General features: G+C 37.9%; 15 protein-coding genes. 8 read left to right on the top strand and 7 right to left on the bottom strand.

Annotated elements, in window-relative coordinates; genetic code table 11:
• Nucleotides 1–81 precede the first annotated feature (81 nt).
• The gene (locus QE382_RS14545) at nucleotides 82–309 is read right to left on the bottom strand and encodes a hypothetical protein (RefSeq protein ID WP_307186536.1); all 228 of its coding nucleotides are present in this window, start codon (nucleotides 307–309) and stop codon (nucleotides 82–84) included.
• A gap of 481 nt (nucleotides 310–790) precedes the next feature.
• On the opposite strand from QE382_RS14545, the gene QE382_RS14540 reads away from it, so the two are divergent.
• The 4 genes from QE382_RS14540 (at nucleotide 791) to QE382_RS14525 (ending at nucleotide 7,682) form a co-directional block, all read left to right on the top strand.
• Nucleotides 791–3,556: a TonB-dependent receptor gene (locus QE382_RS14540; protein ID WP_307186535.1), complete on the top strand. Its 2,766-nt coding sequence runs from the start codon at nucleotides 791–793 to the stop codon at nucleotides 3,554–3,556.
• 17 nt (nucleotides 3,557–3,573) lie between these two features.
• Complete coding sequence (locus QE382_RS14535) at nucleotides 3,574–4,890, top strand: DUF4876 domain-containing protein (RefSeq protein ID WP_307186534.1); 1,317 nt, start codon at nucleotides 3,574–3,576, stop codon at nucleotides 4,888–4,890.
• 67 nt (nucleotides 4,891–4,957) lie between these two features.
• Nucleotides 4,958–6,511: a DUF6850 family outer membrane beta-barrel protein gene (locus QE382_RS14530; protein WP_307186533.1), complete on the top strand. Its 1,554-nt coding sequence runs from the start codon at nucleotides 4,958–4,960 to the stop codon at nucleotides 6,509–6,511.
• A 40-nt stretch (nucleotides 6,512–6,551) separates the two neighbouring features.
• On the top strand, nucleotides 6,552–7,682 hold the full coding sequence (locus tag QE382_RS14525) for a cytochrome-c peroxidase (protein ID WP_307186532.1): 1,131 nt from the start codon (nucleotides 6,552–6,554) through the stop codon (nucleotides 7,680–7,682).
• Between the two features lie 155 nt (nucleotides 7,683–7,837).
• On the opposite strand, the gene QE382_RS14520 is transcribed toward QE382_RS14525, so the two are convergent.
• Nucleotides 7,838–9,106 carry a metallophosphoesterase gene (locus QE382_RS14520; protein WP_307186531.1) on the bottom strand — a complete coding sequence of 423 codons (1,269 nt, stop codon included), beginning with the start codon at nucleotides 9,104–9,106 and terminating at the stop codon, nucleotides 7,838–7,840.
• Nucleotides 9,107–9,396: 290 nt separating this feature from the next.
• Here QE382_RS14520 and QE382_RS14515 point away from each other — a divergent pair, with 290 nt between their 5' ends.
• Nucleotides 9,397–9,891, top strand: coding sequence for a CinA family protein (locus QE382_RS14515; protein ID WP_307186530.1), 495 nt, complete (start codon nucleotides 9,397–9,399; stop codon nucleotides 9,889–9,891).
• A gap of 39 nt (nucleotides 9,892–9,930) precedes the next feature.
• Here the strand turns inward: QE382_RS14515 and QE382_RS14510 are convergent, their stop codons facing one another.
• Nucleotides 9,931–11,112 carry a glycosyltransferase gene (locus QE382_RS14510; protein WP_307186529.1) on the bottom strand — a complete coding sequence of 394 codons (1,182 nt, stop codon included), beginning with the start codon at nucleotides 11,110–11,112 and terminating at the stop codon, nucleotides 9,931–9,933.
• 567 nt (nucleotides 11,113–11,679) lie between these two features.
• Between QE382_RS14510 and xth the strand changes: the two genes are divergently transcribed.
• The 3 genes from xth to QE382_RS14495 all read left to right on the top strand — a co-directional run bounded on the left by xth (nucleotide 11,680) and on the right by QE382_RS14495 (nucleotide 13,481).
• Complete coding sequence (xth, locus tag QE382_RS14505; RefSeq protein ID WP_307186528.1) at nucleotides 11,680–12,462, top strand: exodeoxyribonuclease III; 783 nt, start codon at nucleotides 11,680–11,682, stop codon at nucleotides 12,460–12,462.
• Complete coding sequence (locus tag QE382_RS14500; RefSeq protein WP_307186527.1) at nucleotides 12,455–12,922, top strand: NUDIX hydrolase; 468 nt, start codon at nucleotides 12,455–12,457, stop codon at nucleotides 12,920–12,922. The genes xth and QE382_RS14500 overlap by 8 nt, the downstream gene beginning before the upstream one ends.
• Nucleotides 12,923–13,109: 187 nt before the next feature.
• Nucleotides 13,110–13,481 carry a response regulator gene (locus tag QE382_RS14495; RefSeq protein ID WP_307186526.1) on the top strand — a complete coding sequence of 124 codons (372 nt, stop codon included), beginning with the start codon at nucleotides 13,110–13,112 and terminating at the stop codon, nucleotides 13,479–13,481.
• A 109-nt stretch (nucleotides 13,482–13,590) separates the two neighbouring features.
• On the opposite strand, the gene QE382_RS14490 is transcribed toward QE382_RS14495, so the two are convergent.
• The 4 genes from QE382_RS14490 to QE382_RS14475 all read right to left on the bottom strand — a co-directional run bounded on the left by QE382_RS14490 (nucleotide 13,591) and on the right by QE382_RS14475 (nucleotide 16,357).
• The gene (locus QE382_RS14490; RefSeq protein ID WP_293952737.1) at nucleotides 13,591–14,061 is read right to left on the bottom strand and encodes a hypothetical protein; all 471 of its coding nucleotides are present in this window, start codon (nucleotides 14,059–14,061) and stop codon (nucleotides 13,591–13,593) included.
• Between the two features lie 98 nt (nucleotides 14,062–14,159).
• Nucleotides 14,160–14,654: an RNA polymerase sigma factor gene (locus QE382_RS14485; RefSeq protein WP_307186525.1), complete on the bottom strand. Its 495-nt coding sequence runs from the start codon at nucleotides 14,652–14,654 to the stop codon at nucleotides 14,160–14,162.
• A gap of 719 nt (nucleotides 14,655–15,373) precedes the next feature.
• Nucleotides 15,374–15,859: an adenylyltransferase/cytidyltransferase family protein gene (locus QE382_RS14480; RefSeq protein ID WP_307186524.1), complete on the bottom strand. Its 486-nt coding sequence runs from the start codon at nucleotides 15,857–15,859 to the stop codon at nucleotides 15,374–15,376.
• Between the two features lie 15 nt (nucleotides 15,860–15,874).
• Complete coding sequence (locus QE382_RS14475) at nucleotides 15,875–16,357, bottom strand: adenylyltransferase/cytidyltransferase family protein (RefSeq protein ID WP_307186523.1); 483 nt, start codon at nucleotides 16,355–16,357, stop codon at nucleotides 15,875–15,877.
• Between the last annotated feature and the right edge of the window lie 169 nt (nucleotides 16,358–16,526).

Genomic DNA, 16,526 nt, shown 5'->3' with positions numbered 1-16,526 from the left:
TCTTGCAAACCTCATTTTAGGACAAAAAAAGACCTGCAACTTGAAAAATCAGGTTGTTTTAACATGCTGATTTAATATAAATTAGACTTGAGGCGGACGGAATAATGCGGAAATATAGGATCTGGAATAATTATTCGGTTTAGGCAAACCAAAAGCACTATCCACTGCGACTTGATGCGGCCTGACATAATGAATCTTATGATTGTACACAAAGACAAATGAAAATGCTGTTAGATCATATTTTTTGAAGGGCAGTTTCATGTCTTCCTGCTCATCGTTGTCAGGAAGATCCTGGCCCCAATAATGCATGGAAAGAATTCCACAAAGGTTATGGGCGGACCTATCTCATTTTGGATTGTAAAATGCTGATACAGCTTGCGCAGTTTTGCCAGCTGGGGCAGCATCGTTGATTCTCCAGTGACCAAAAATAGAAATATGTAAAGAAAAAATCTTTTCACCACTGTAAAAATACAGTTGTTCAATCAATTACGCAACAAAACTATCACTTATTATGCAGATCGATCGGGGAAGAGGAGCGTTCTTTGAAACGATGTCATAGTGAGCCGATTTCGGATGGCCGAGTATTAATCCAAGTATTAATCTAGGTGAGCCAATTGGGTGCCGTTTTACTGCTTTCTGCGTTTTTGTGTTTTACTGTAATCGTTTATGCGTGATATTATTTAGAATAATTAAAAATAATTCTAAATAATAGGTTTTAATACCTTACATTTGTAACTGTTTAGAATTATTTTAAATAAATGTGCTTCTTTATGCATTTTTATTCTTACTTATGAAAAAGCTCTATTGGATTAGTTTCATCTTGATTTGTACAGCTGCAAATGCACATGGACAGTCAATATACATCCAGGGAAAGATCACTGATAGTAATAAGAATGTACTATTGGGAAGTACCGTGATGTTGAATCAACTGGGACTCTCAAGTATTACTAATGACCGTGGTGAATATCGTTTAACCATCCCCAAAGAGCAGCTTGGCAAATTTGTTATCTTGTCGGTTTCCTATATCGGTAAGAAAAAGGTTGAAAGAACAGTCTTGCTGGATTCGATAAAGAAGATTGAAAATTTTTTGTTGCAGGATATGAATCTCGCCCTTGATGAAGTTGCGGTGCAGGCAAAGAGAGGGGAGTTGAGCAACTCTTCACTTGTGTTTGATCGCGAGATGATTGAACGTTATCCAGCGCTTAGTTTAAATGATCTTTTGAACCGATTGCCAAACCGGAAGAATACAGCCCCTTCTGTGCAGGAGATGCAAAATTTGACTTTGAGAGGTGCTTTTCGTGCGACTACAGGGCGCTCGCGCGAGGTTAATGAATTAAATAACTCATTTGGTGTCGCTATTATAATGGATGACATGGTTTTGGGCAACAATGGAAATATGCAAGGGCGGAATGCAGGAATATTTGGCATGTCTTCCTCAACGAATGCAATTAGACCTTCAGATTATGGTTTAACAGGCCGCCCCACAACAGGAAAATTCTATTCCGGAGAAAATGTGTTCAGCGGTCTGGATTTGCGTCAGATTCCGATAGAAAATATCGAACATTTGGAAGTTATTTCAGGCGTAGCACCAGCACGTTATGGCGATTTGTCAAATGGTGCCGTTATCATCGAAAGGCAGGCAGGCAAGACCCCGGCTTTTTTTAGGCTTCAAGTTCGGAGTAATGCAACTTCATATAGTCTGTCCAAGGGAATGTCACTGGGAAAAAAGCTTGGGACAATTAACCTGGATTTAGGTTATGTGCAATCTTACGCAGATAATAGAGACAAGCTGAAACAATACGACCGCGTGAATGGGACTTTGATCTGGACAAACTACTTTGGCACAGATAAGCGTCTGAAACAGACTTTTTCAGGATCTTACAATAAAGTTATTGATCAGGTACGAAAGGATCCGGATGACCCACTCTCGAATGCCATTTCTTTTGGTGGCTGGGGCTGGAATGCTGCTAGTCGGACCAATTACAATTTGGATCATAAATTCCTTAAAAGTATCAGTTTCAATGCAGGACTAAGTTCAACACTGCAGAAAACCTATCGTGAGTATTACTATAATGATGCAGTCGTGCTCTATACCGATTCTGTGCAAACTGGAATTGTAGAAGGACAATACGCCCCTGGTCAGTATACTGCTCTGGATCATGTGGACAATAGGCCATTGAATTTAAATGCCCGATTGGAAGGAAATGCGATCGTCATTATAGGCGATATTATCCATAAGATAAACTTTGGAAGTAACTATAGCTATGACATCAATCGTGGAAAGGGGCGAATTGCAGATCCTTCTATTCCAAAGAAGGATCTTGGGGCAAGATCGGATAGGTATTATGATTTTTCATTAACAAACGCTTTGCAAAACTTGGGTTTGTATGCCGAGGATGCCATGCGGACCAAAGTATGGGGAAGGGATCTTAGCATGCGGGCGGGCGTTCGCTGGGATCTTATGAATGGTCATTCATCCATTTCTCCAAGAACAAACATCAATTATTCACTTTCTAAATCAACTCAGATTGGGCTAGCATACGGCTTATCCTTCAAATCTCCTGGATTAGCACAACTATATCCCGGGCCTACTTTTGATGAAATTATATTGCTCAACTCTTATAATGGTAAGGTTGACGAAAGTATGGCATTAATTTACTTGCGGCGTTATGAAAAAGATAATAGCAATCTCAAAAGTAGTGTAGGGCAAACGCTGGAATCATCGTTTTCATGGCATAAGAATGGGCATCAGCTACGTACGAATCTTTTCTATAAGAAAAATACGCGCGGAATCAACACGGTTACGGCTGATCAACTCATTGACTTGCCTACTTATACGGCTACTGCGGTGCCCGGGGGTAAACCAATAGTTGAACAGACGGGGACGAGAAGCTATTTAATGTCCAATCTGTACTTTGCCAATAGTAATAAATCGTCCAATATTGGTGCGGAAGTCATGTATTCTACACCTAGAATTCAACAGATTATGACAACTTTCTCCGCTACTGCCGCATTTACCCTAGCCAATTCTAGTTCCAGTGCGCTGAGCCGTTTGAATTTTAATGCCGAAAAGACAGCGTTAGATGACGTTATCCTTGGATTTTTTCCGTCCAAATCTACCAAGAACTATTTAAGTCGAGCGCAGTTACGAAGTTCAACTCATTTTCCCGCTTTGCGTTTGATTATTGAACTGAGTGCAGACTGTGAATTATTAAACTACAATAAATCTAATTACCGAGATATTATTCCTGTAGGATATTATACACGTGATTATACGTATCATACCATTGATCAATTTGATATAAAAAATCCGAAGCATCTCGAATTATACACAGCAAGGAAAAATGAAGCTGACTTGGTAAATATTGAAAACAACTACGTCTACTGGAACTTTGGTCTCAATATGGCCAAGGAAATAGGCAAGAATATTTACCTGTCATTTAACGTCTATAATTTTCTGGATTACCAACCGCGCTTTTATAGGGAAGGAGCCTCTTCAGTACAAGCCCCAAATTCATCTCCCAACTATGGCGCCCAACTGACTTATAAATTTTAACATAAAAACTAAACACAATGAAAACTCGTTACTTAATTCCTTTTCTCTTTTTACCTTTTATCTCCTGTAAAAAAGATAATACACCCGGTGTACAACCGCTGGATATTAAGCTGAATTTAAAATATGCTTCTGAAAATTTTAATACCAAGTTGGACTTAAGCAAGGTTATTGTTAAGATAACCAATCTGGCAACAAAAACCAGTGCTACATATTCTTCGTCCCAAGGTGTGGTCAACCTGACTTCTATTATACCGGGTGAATATGATATTGATGCTTCTATTACGATACCCAAAGCACAATACAACAGTTTGACAGGAGAATCAAGTATTGAGGACGTGACATTCAATGCTTCGCTGAAAAAAATCAGTTTAACCAGTTCTACGACTTTGGATATGGAATTGGTTGCAGGTCTATTGGGCGACTTTGTCATCAAGCAGATTTACTATGCAGGTTCTGATAATAAAGAAGGAGCGGTATTCAGGGATCAGTTTTTTGAAGTTTACAATAATACAGAACGTGTTTTATATGCCGATAGTCTTTACTTTGGCCGGTTATGGGGAAGGCAATCTCCGACCAGTCAATCCGATTACTATCAATCCAATGGCCAATTGGACTGGCGTAAATCTTCAGGAATGGGCGGCTACGAATCAGCAAATACAGACTATGTTTACTTAAGAGATTTATTTATGATTCCTGGCAATGGAAAGACCTATCCAGTGGAACCTGGCAAAAGCATTGTAATTGCGCAAAATGCGCTAAACCATAAAGCACCGTTTGTTGGTAATAATGGAAAAGAAGTAGCCATCAAGAATCCGGATCTTACAGTAGACCTGAGTAAAGCCAATTTTGAGGTTTATTTTGGAGATATCCCTGGCAAAACTCCTTTTGCAACAGATATTGACAATCCGGCTGTTCCCAATGTGGAGATATTGGATTATGCGGGGAATGACTGGATATTGGATAATTTAGGGCGGGATGCTTATGTTATTTTTAAGCACGCGAATCGTTTAGACGTGGAGAATTTGAAGAGCTATGCGGAACCGTCCATCAGTGTTCCGACTTCCACCGCAAAAAAATACAGACAGTTACCTGTCGGTTGGATTATGGATGCCGTAGAAGTACAGCCAAACACCAAGGACGCGAGAATTCCTAAAAAATTGACGGCGTCACAGGATGCAGGTTTTACTTTCGCACCATTAGGTGGCTATTCATCGCAATCTGTAATTCGCAAAACCGAAAAAACGAACAATGGAGTTCGTAAGTTAATAGATACAAATAATTCCACAGAAGATTTTATCGCGATAAAAGCAAATCCATTTGGATTTGGTGATTAATGAAAAACGGTTATTCCCAATACCAGCTTTTTCGTTGGAAAGCTGGTATTTTATAAAAAATACCTGAATGAAAAGTGTGAGATACATCATGTTATTTTGGGGGGCTTTCTTAGCCTACCACGCTGTCTTCGGGCAGAGTACGTCTAATTCTTTAGATTCAACAGCAGCTTTGACCTATTGGTATCAGCCATCATTTGTGATAATGCATGATATGGCCCTACGAAATAGGGTATGGATTCCTGAGGAAATCAAAAATAGATCTTCTCTATTTGGTATTCGGCACAGCAGGGGGCAAGGGGACTTTAAGGCGGCGCAAGGAACTGATGGTCTCAGTCAATCCCAATTGTATACGGAAGGGAAGACCGATTGGCGCAAAACTAGCTTTTGGGGGAGATTTTCATATGATCGCTCCGCAGAAGACAGTACTGCTTTGCGCCATCAGTCACGATGGAATGTCGATGCGCCATTGTATTTTGGTTCGTTGCGAAAAAATAAATACAGTCGAGAGATCTATAAGCTCGATGCGGGAATCCAAAGAGCATTCTTCGATGCTAAGCTCCCGATTTCCCTGGACATCGATTATCGATTAGGCTCTCACTACTCCAATAATGATCCAAGAGGCGATATCAAGGACATGAACCTGCAGTTTGAATTGAGTGTTGGTCACAATCTGCCAACATTTTCTTACCATATTGCTGGTATTTGGGGATATGGTTCTGAACGGGTCAACGTGGGCTATAAAAATGACAAGTATACAACCAATACAGAAGACCCATTGTATGTCAATTGGATGATGAACGGTTTTGGAAGTGCGAGTGAGCGACTAAAAGAGATCAATTACAACGATATCATTCACCGTAAAGGCGTCGGCGCGCATATCTTGCTGAAACCCAATGATAGGAATAAGATCTATTTTAATAGTCGCTATCTAAATGAAGAACAATCATTCAGACGAAATGATAACTCAAAACAGACCTATTTGTCCTTAAATGATTATAAAAAAGATATCGGATCAATCGATTTTTTATGGAGCCGGCAGATGCATCGTAAGCGATTGCTAAGAGTAGTGCTGCAGGGACAAATTGAAAATGGACAGGATTTTAATTATAGTTATCTAGCAAATAACTACACCTATCGTCGGCATGAAATTTCGTTTAAAACTCAATTAGCCGTACATCAGTATTTGTTTGAAGGCCATGCTGGTATGTATAAGACCGAGAAAAAAGATGGTGTTAGTGGTAACCAAATGGAATTTGATCAAGTTAAACTGGGACTGGGACTGAATCGAACATTCCGGCTCGGCCAGTCGGCCAATATAATAGGAACAATCGGCTATACTAAACAATGGTCACCAAGCCATAATCTCTACGTATCTGAGTTGAATACAGGGGATTTTGGGAAGCAGATACTGTATCAAGATTATCTTTACGACACCGCTCCAAGTAATAGCTGGAATATGTCCTGGGTATGGGGCACGCATCATGCAAAGAACAATTGGAGCATACAGCTCCAGGTGGATTATCAGTGTAGGGGTAATTTGGTGCCGATAGACCATACGTTTTCAAGTGTGCCAGGTAAAAATTGGTTTTCGGGTAAATTGGGGGTTTCTTATATATATTAAGATAGTTATCGTACTTGTTTATAAGCATAATTAAGAGAGAATGAAAAAGCAGTTTTGTGTATTGGCCACTATTGTTGGTTTTGTGGGTTTGCTTTCTATGAAAGATCAACAGCAAGCCTTTGATGATGAGTTGCAATTACTTTATCGCAGACCACTAAGCGAATGGCCTAAGCCATCGATAGATGCCGGGGTTTATTGGAAGGAATTTAAGTCTTTACCTAAGATCGATACCAGCTATTTTTCTTTAATGGAAAAGCCCGATGTGAAGCTGGGGAAATATCTTTTTTTTGACCCCATTCTATCAGGGAGCAATCAATTATCCTGTAGCAGCTGCCATAACCCGCAAACTTATTGGGCAGATAAGCTTACGGTACCCGTTGGCAATGATCATCTGGAAGGTACACGGAATACACCTTCTTTGCTGAACGTTTATGCAAGAAAGGAATTGTTTTGGGACGGCCGCGCAGGTTCATTGGAAGAGCAGGCGTTGGGTCCTATTGAGGCACATCACGAAATGGACATGGAACTGACGAAGCTGATTCCCAAGTTAAAGGCTATTCCTGCATACAATAAGTTATTTATAGAGGCCTTCGGTGAAGAAGATTATTCCATGCCAGAGGTTCTAAAAGCACTCGGTGCCTTTCAGCGGACACTAACAAGTAGACGAAGCCGTTTTGACGAGTTTTTAGATGGCAATTACAAAGTATTGTCTGATCAGGAAGTTCGCGGTCTTCATTTATTTCGTACCAAAGCGCGGTGTATGAATTGTCATAATGGTCAATTTTTTACCGATGATCTTTATCATAACATTGGACTCACCTATTACAAACGGAAATATCAGGATCTAGGTCGATATGAGATCACAAAGGATCCTGATGATGTAGGACGTTTTCGCACACCATCTCTGCGCGACGTGATGAATACCGATCCGTGGATGCACAACGGGCTGTTTTGGAATATGACCGGGCTATTGAATATGTACAATAGTGGTATGCAGATGAATTCCGCTACTACCGAACAGAAAGCAGAAGATCCACTTTATCCTGTAACTGATCCATTGATGCAACCTCTACATCTGACGAAAGGTGAAATAAAGGATATTGAGTCCTTTTTGCACGCTATTACAGCGACCTCTTATCGTATGCGCCGTCCAGAAAAACTACCAAGATAATTGTCTATCGAACAATGCTTAAGCTGATTTTGGATACTTTTTGGAATGGTGTACGTAAAATTAGATTAGCGTTGTCGGTAAAATCTTATTCTTTCGGAGAGAAAATAACGAAGTGTATAAGGTAATGGTTTATGGTAAGTGGAACGGTGTCAATGTTAACCTTTACTTTTTAAATGAAATATCGTGACCTCTGGCAACATTCCTAATCTGCTCGGATAATCTAGATAGCCAAAACCAGCATTTACATAGAGTGCCTGCTGTCTTTCACGATATAAACCTGCCCATTCCTGGTAAGCATATTTCACTGGACTCCATTGATAATTTGGGTTGGTATAACCAAATTGTCCGCCATGAGTATGGCCGCTAAAAGTAACATCGATATTGGGATATTTGGGGATGATTTCAGCTCGCCAATGTGAAGGATCGTGTGACAGCATGAAGTTGACAGAAGATGAATTATCAACCTTAGCCATTGCCAAATCGATGTCACCATAATTCTTAGGGTTATTTAACCCCCAGTTTTCCACGCCGATAATTGTAATTTTATCATTGTTCAGAACAAGTTCTTTTGATTCATTGAGAAGCAGTTGCCAGCCCAATTGACTGTGAATGCTTTTAAGCTCGGCGAAGTTCTGTTCTTTTGTCAATCGACTTTTATCAAAAAAATGATGTCTACTGAAATGATAATCTCCATAATCATGATTACCGAGTATAGAAAATGTTCCTAGGGGAGCGTTGAGCTGTTTGAATACGTCCAAATAATGATCCATTTCGGATGCAAAATCATTGATTAAATCTCCCGTGAAGAAAATGATGTCAGGATTTTCACCCAACAGCAAGTCAATGCCTCTTTTCACTTTATCCTGATTGAAAAGACTTCCTGCGTGTATATCAGAAATCTGAGCAACAGTCAATCCATCGAAAGATTGTGGTAAATGTGGTAAAACTAAATCGATATGTTTAATTTGATAGTCATATAAATTTAAAGCAAATCCACGTGTAAGCGCAGCGATAGGAACGCTAGCAAGAGCAAGACCACTTTTGATTATAAAATCAGATCTTGTAATGAACAGTGTATTCTTATCTTGGTCGGATAAGCGTTTAGGTCTTATAAAGAGATTCTTGAACACAGTCGAAGCGCGGTATATCGCATCAATTCCGATAAAGAACAGAACTATACTTTTAGCAAACAGTAAAGTGATGGGAAAAAATACCAGACATGCTGATTCGAAACTATTCCATTTGAAAAATAAATTGAAAAATATGGAGAGATAGGATAGCAAACTTAATGACCACCAAACTAGTTTAGCAAACAGCTCATTTGATTTCCAGATTGATAATGTCCGCATTCTCAGTAAAATCAATACATCTACAGCTAAAAAGATTGAAATAATTTTTAGGTAGGTGTAAAACTGTTGGATCATATTTATAAGGTAAAATAATGTTGAAAAATAAATAAATATATTTATTAAAAACGATATTCCCTTTACTACTGTTTGGTTTTAAAAGAGATTTGAACGTCTTAAGTCTACTAAATTTAGGGAAAAGTTTTAATGTTTAGGCGAAATACCCCTAGTTTGGACAATAACATAAAACAAATAGCGACAGCATATTTACACATTAGAGCAACACGTGCGAGCTGAACGGTGGAAATTGATTATAAAGTTAAAAATACAGTTGGCCACTAAGCAGTAACATTAGTTAATTATACAATATGACGCAAATAGATTTTCCAGAAATAGTATTAAAGGAGGTAAGACAAAGTCTACTCAATACTAAAACCCGTATCTCTACTGCCGAAAGTGTTACTGCAGGATTCTTGCAGTTAGCCTGCTCGCAGATGGAAGGAGCAACGGAAATTTTCGCTGGCGGTATCACAGCCTATTCAATTGATACAAAAATTAACACACTTGATGTCGATGCAGCGCTAGCGGAAAGGTGTGACTGTGTATCGCCAATAACAACAGAAGAAATGGCACTAGGGGCAGGCAGGATGTTTCATACAGATTGGTCGGTTGCCACAACAGGATACGCAACAGTAGTCCCTGAATCAAACGGCAGATTGTTCGCATTTGTCTCCGTTGCATATAAGCAGGAGATCTTATTGACATCAACAATAGAGTTGTGCTCAACTATAGGAATGCAGGAAGCTCAGTTTAGGTATACCATCGAAGCGTTAGAAATTCTAAATACGCTTTTGAAGAACTAAAGGTTCTCAGTGATTGCTGGGAACCTTTAGTTTTATGCTTTATGCTTCTCTTTTCAAGTCAAAAGAGACATATTTTTCATAATCAACTAATGATCTGACTGGAGTAGCTAAACCCTGAAGGAGATCGATATACATTTTTGCTACTTTCTTCCACACTGTCTGCTCACCATAACTACGTGCTTTGAAGCGGTGCCAAGCTAATAGACGTTTTGAGGAGTACAATAAATTGATATTAGCACGCATCGTCTCTAAATCATTAAAAGGTGTCAATATTCCGCGTTCATCTTTTAATAAATCGCTAGCATGCCAATACGGTGTAGAGATAACAGCAGCACCTGCTCCCACAGCGAATGACAGTGTTCCACTACTGATTTGCTGCTCGTGAGGATAGGGGGATAGATAGATATCGCATGCAGTGAGGTACTCTTTCAATTCTTCATCCGTTAGAAATTTATCAATAAAAACAACTTTATCTTCCAAATTCAATTGCCGAACTAAATTTTGTAATTCAAAACGATAGGATTCTCCTTCATGGGCCAAAACGTTAGGATGCGTCTTTCCGATGATCAGATATTTGAATCCAGTTAGATCAGTCCCCGCAAGGGATTTTATAGCATACTCCAATCCTTTACTCCTTCCAATCAGGCCAAAGGTCATCATTACAAAATTGTCTTGAAGACCTAATTTGTATTTTGCTAAACCTTGATTGTAATCAAATTGCGGAACACCATGTGGTATAAATTTAATTTTATCCGCTTGCGCTGGATCAAATTGCTCCTTCAATAATTCGACTCCTTTCGGTGAAAGACTAACAACGGCTTGGGATTTCTCTAACAGTAATTCCATAATCTCTTTTTGCTGCAATGATGGTGTTTGCAAAATAGTATGAAATATTGTTAGTAATGGTATTGTAAGGTTGTTTGCAATTTGTGTAATAAAAATACCGTCAGCACCCCCAAATATCCCAAATTCATGCTGAATAACACAATAGTCGTATTCCTCATTGATAAGGCGGGCCGCTTGATGATAACTGTCTAGTCGATCTCTATGGATAACAAAGCGGACAGAATCGTCAAAATCCTCTATTCCATGTTTTGATAATGCGATGAGATCAATATGAACGCTAGGATTTAACTCCATACCTTCTTTAAGATCTTTGGTGAAGGTAGCAAGACCACATTCTTGTGGTGGGCATGTACTTATAATTGCTATTTTTTTCATAAAACTTAACCCTCCTTAATTGTATTTTGTACCTCTTCAACTGGAATATCGAGAATGGCCATTAGCAATAAATAATATCCCTTTTCCAATCCTATTTTTTTTGCTTTTATATCTATATTTTCCATATCAGTACGCGATTTTGAGTGTAATTATTTTGGTGAGGATAAATCAAAATTTATACCCAAAGCCATTGTGTAATGGCATATCCGTACTTTTTTAACGGAAATAGCGTAGCAAAGTGATTCAACTACCGTAAAATTCAGTTTAACTGCGTATTTATAGCGTAATAAAACTTGGTTTCTCTTAAGTGTCGCTATTTTGTGATAGTATAACCAATAGGCGCACTTAACTTTCCACTATAAGCACACATTATTCGGAATCAATAGCGAGATTTTAAAGAGTAGTAAAACTTGTTTTTGTCTGTGTAGCCATTAAACATTCACATCAATAGCTAATATTAATTGATAAGACATGTTTGGATGTAGATTTTATCATACGATAATATCAGAAATTTCCAAACAATTTTGACCTTTGGCTCGTTGTGTTTTAAATTAACATACTTAGTCCATGAAGGTAGCAACTTATAATATAAATGGTATCAACGCGCGGCTTCCAGTCCTTTTAAGATGGTTGGCAGAGGAGTCGCCAGATGTGGTTTGTCTTCAAGAACTAAAATCGCCCCAGGAGCGTTTTCCGCTGAAAGAGATAAGTGATCTTGGCTATCATGCCATTTGGCATGGCCAGAAAAGTTGGAACGGAGTTGCGGTGCTTTCGAAATACAAGATTGAAGAAGTCACAAGAGTTCTCCCCGGAGATCCTGAAGATAATCAAAGCCGATATTTGGAGGTTATAATTCAAAATGTTGTAATATGTTGTATTTATCTACCGAATGGAAATCCTCTCCCAGGGGCCAAATATGAATACAAATTAAATTGGATCGAACGGTTGACAAAAAGGTCTAAAACACTTCTTCAGATGAATGCACCGGCTATTTTGATTGGTGATTTCAATATTATTCCAGAAGAGATAGATACCTATAAGCCAGAAAAATATATCGATGATGCACTTTTTACAAAAGAGGTTAAGGAAGCTTTCAGTCTACTGCTAAAAGATGGATGGCAAGATGCCATACGTACACTTTTTCCAGACAAGGAAGTGTATACCTTCTGGGATTATTTTCGGCAGGCCTATGGTCGAAATGCAGGATTGCGTATAGATCATATTCTTTTGAGTCCGTCTATACAGGATCGGTTAACGCAAGGTGGTATAGATCGGGATGTGCGTGGATGGGAGAAGAGCAGCGATCATGCTCCTACATGGATTAGATTAAATAATAACACGAATGGCTAGAAAACTCAATTATAGTGCGGGACTATTATTGTATAAAGTTATTGAAAAACAAATTTATTTTTTCTTAGTACACCCTGGAGGACCATATTTCGCCAAGAAAGATGACGGTCATTGGACTATTCCGAAAGGGGAGATCGGTATTACCGAAGATGCGCTCGCTGCCGCTAAAAGAGAGTTTATGGAGGAAACAGGGTATCTACCTGATGGAAAATTTCGGGAATTGTCTGCTATTCAACAGAAAGGAGGAAAAAAAGTATTGTGTTGGGCAATTGAGGGAGATATGGATCCGCATAAACTCATCAGCAATACCTTTGCATTGGAATGGCCTCCTAGATCAGGAAAGATACAAATTTATCCTGAAGTCGATCGTGGCGCCTGGTTTACATTTACAGAGGCCACCAAAAAGATAAATGAGCGCCAGATCGACTTATTAGAGCAAGTTATTACCAACGTAATTTAATTCTGTATCCAAAGCATTTTGTTCTGCTACGGATTACCAAGTAAATTTATAAGAATTTCACGTTATAACATATTTATGAACTATATTTGATGAATATCACTCATAGAAGACGGGACAGGTAGTAAAGGGAACACAATGGGATAATGAATGAGAAGATAACGTTCAAAATTAGGTAGTAAAATAAAATATGGAAAACAAAACGGTTTTCATTTGTGATGATGATAGTACAATAGTTGACATGTTACAAATGCTATTGGAAATGTCGGGTTACGACACAATTATTGAAACAAATAGTCTTAATGCCTTAGAGGTGATCAGGGAAAGTAGACCCGATGTCATTTTATTAGACCTATGGATGCCGATGCTCTCGGGAGATGAATTGATAAAAAAAATTAGAGAGCATGAAGAACTCAAAGAAATGTTTGTTATATGCATATCAGCCAGTAAGGATGGAAAAGATGTGGCATTTCAAGCAGGAGCTAACCGTTTTATAGCGAAGCCCTTTGATATCAATGACCTCCTAGAAGCAGTTGAAAGTTCATCAAATGGCGATAGATGATTGCATAAATTAAACTTCGTTTTATCATAAAAATGGGATGTCTTGCAATTGAGACCAATCTGCAAGACATCCCCGATACCAAAATTATTGTTTTTATTTCTCCGCCGTACTAAAGAGCAGCTTTTACTGCAGCGATACAGTCCGATTGATATTTCATGATATTATCTTTATCCGAAGCTGATATTTTACCGTCGGCAACACTTTTCTCAATTTCATTTTTGATATCTAACAGCGATTTTTCTTTATCTAATGCTTTGTCAGCAGTTTCAGCATTGATACGTTCCACCCAAGTTTTTCCCAGTTTAGTATAGAGCTCTTTGGCTTTATCATTAGATAAAACAGGCGCAGCGACTGAAGCTATTGCAGCGTTTGCTGCTGCTTTATCCGAATAAACAACTGCTTCGGCATCTTTTGTAGCAGCATCTTCAGAAGTCTTCATCGCTTCTTCGTTGGCATCTGCCGCTTTTTCTTCCGCATGTTCCATATTTTCAGCTGCCTTTTCCTGTGGCGTCTGGTTATTACATGATGCTAATAATGTTAAAGCGGCTAGGGATGCAAATAATGTTTTGTTTGAAATCATAATATTTTTATTTAGTAAAGTTTTTTAAATAACAAGATTTATCCTTAAATAGTTTTCGTTTTTATAATTTAATGAAGGTTTTAATTAAGGATAGTCCATTAATGATATACCGAAAGTTGCTTTTTCATCGTTTTGCGAATAAAATGAATACGTGTTTTGATCGTTCCTTCAGGCATATTCATATATTCCGCGATTTCATAGTATTTAAATCCTTCCAAAAACATATTGAAAATCTCATAATTTTCATGAGAAAGTTGACCCAACGCTTTTTGAATATCATCTAAAATAAACTTAGTTGTACTTGCATTTGTCGAAGTAGATTCATTCATTGCAAGGGACGCATACTCGTGATGATAGTTTTCAGTTCGTTTCGTTTTTCTATAATGGTTAATATAGATGTTTCGCATGATAACGTATAACCAAGAACCTACTTTTGGATTATGCATCAGCTTTTCAATTGATTTCAATGCATTAACCATGGTGTCCTGTATGAGATCATTCTTAATCTCAGGATCTGAGGTGAATTGTGAAGCGAAATTTTTGAGCAAACCTCTCTTTTCTCTAAAAAATGAATTTATTTCGATATGTTGCATATTGTTATTTAATAATCTTAATGAATACTGATCATACATCACAACAACAGTGCAGTTTTTTGTGAAAAATGTCTATTCATAAGCCTCTGCACTATCTTCAAGTAAATATCACGGGGAATGTGATTTATACTTAAAGCCACTCACGTATTCTGATTATGAGGGATATAGATGCTTTTATCTTTTCCATTGCTCAATAACATCTGAAAAATAAAACCGTATAAAACTTTTCCAGGTAGCGTTTTATCGCCAAACGAATTTATCTATGGTATTTATACGCTGATAGGTTAGTAAACAACGTAATTAGATCGTTAATTTCATATACTTAATAAGTAAACAAGTATCGAACACTCTTAAATTGATTACTAATTTAAGAAAGTTTGATGTGGCTGGTAAAGTGAACGTATATAGTGTTAATATCGGTTCCCTTCGCACTGTTGAGAAAATACGATAAGAATAATCAACAGTTACTAAATTGATCGGGTCAAGGAAATAGTTACATAGAAGAAATAAACTATTCGGTACGCTTTAATAAAAAACTATACTGAATAGCAGCAATTCGGGCCTGCTATAAAACTGTGAATTGCTGCTAATAGATTCAAGTCATCATGCTATACGGAAGAATGCTACATGGGTTGGCATACACACCTATGTCAATTTTTCTGACTACTAAGAGAACGCTGATAATTAGCACCCTGCCGAACAAGTAGTTTAGCTATTTTTCAAGAAGAAGTTATAGTTGTGTGATTAGCAGTATGACATTTTAAATTTGTGTTAAAATTTTTTTCTGCCTTTTCTATCTCTTTTTCACTTACAATTTTTCGGAGTGATTGGCTTGAAAACCTATTTTTGTTTTTGGTGTAATGAATTTCAATTCCTTCTGAAACACAATAATCTCTCCCTGAAAAATCTAAAGCCTTATACTCTTCGCCTATAAAGTATTTATGTATAGGAAGGGACTGAAGCATATCAGTAATATCATCATCAGACTCATATGGAATAATTTCGTCAACAAAGTGGCAGCCTTCTAATTTTATAAACCTCTCAACCATAGTTTGTGCAGCATCATGAGTATCATTCTCTTGTGCTTTTGAGTCTGTCTTAAGACCTACAATAAGATAATCGCATTGACTCTTAGCTTCCTGAAGAGCAACAATATGGCCTACATGCAACATGTCGAATACCCCAAATATAATACCTATCATCATATGTTAATTGTTAATTTATGCATTTATCCGCTTCAAAGCATAACTTGCTGCTTCGTTTATACTCACTACAGCACCTTTGTTGTTTTTTTCTTTGGATGCAATAATTTTCCGTAAAGACGAACTCGAAAATCTATTTTCCCTTCTGTTGAAATAGAGTTGTATGCCTTTTTCCTCGCAATACTTTCTGCCGGTAAATGCTTTATCCATATATTCATCTCCCAAAATGCGAACATGAACCTTGAACGATCGTAATACATCTTCCAAGTCCTGTTCGGTAGCATATGGTATAATCATATCAACGTGCTTGCACGCTTTCAACTGCATGTAGCGTTCAAAGACAGATTGGGTCGGCTTATTCTTTTCTGGGCGATCGAGCGTAGGATCTGTCTGTAATCCGCAGATCAAAAAGTCGCATTGTTCTCTGGCATCTTCGAGCATCTTAATGTGACCTGCATGAAGCAAATCAAAAGCAGAAAACGTAATTCCTATTTTTTTCATGTGTATAATATTTTTCTAACTGCAATTATTGAAGAAGTACTGTAAGAACACAGTCCACGCAAATTCGTTTTAATTTTAAAATGTTTTTTTGCCTTACCATTTTTTATAAATTCTAATATTTTTTTTCTTGAAAATCCAATGAACTAAAATTGGAGAAAGATGTTCTGAT

This window comes from Sphingobacterium zeae (assembly GCF_030818895.1).
GTDB classification, from domain to species: Bacteria; Bacteroidota; Bacteroidia; order Sphingobacteriales; family Sphingobacteriaceae; genus Sphingobacterium; species Sphingobacterium zeae.
The sequence above is the reverse complement of the archived record's forward strand: the minus strand, read 5'-3'. Positions and strand labels throughout refer to the sequence as shown.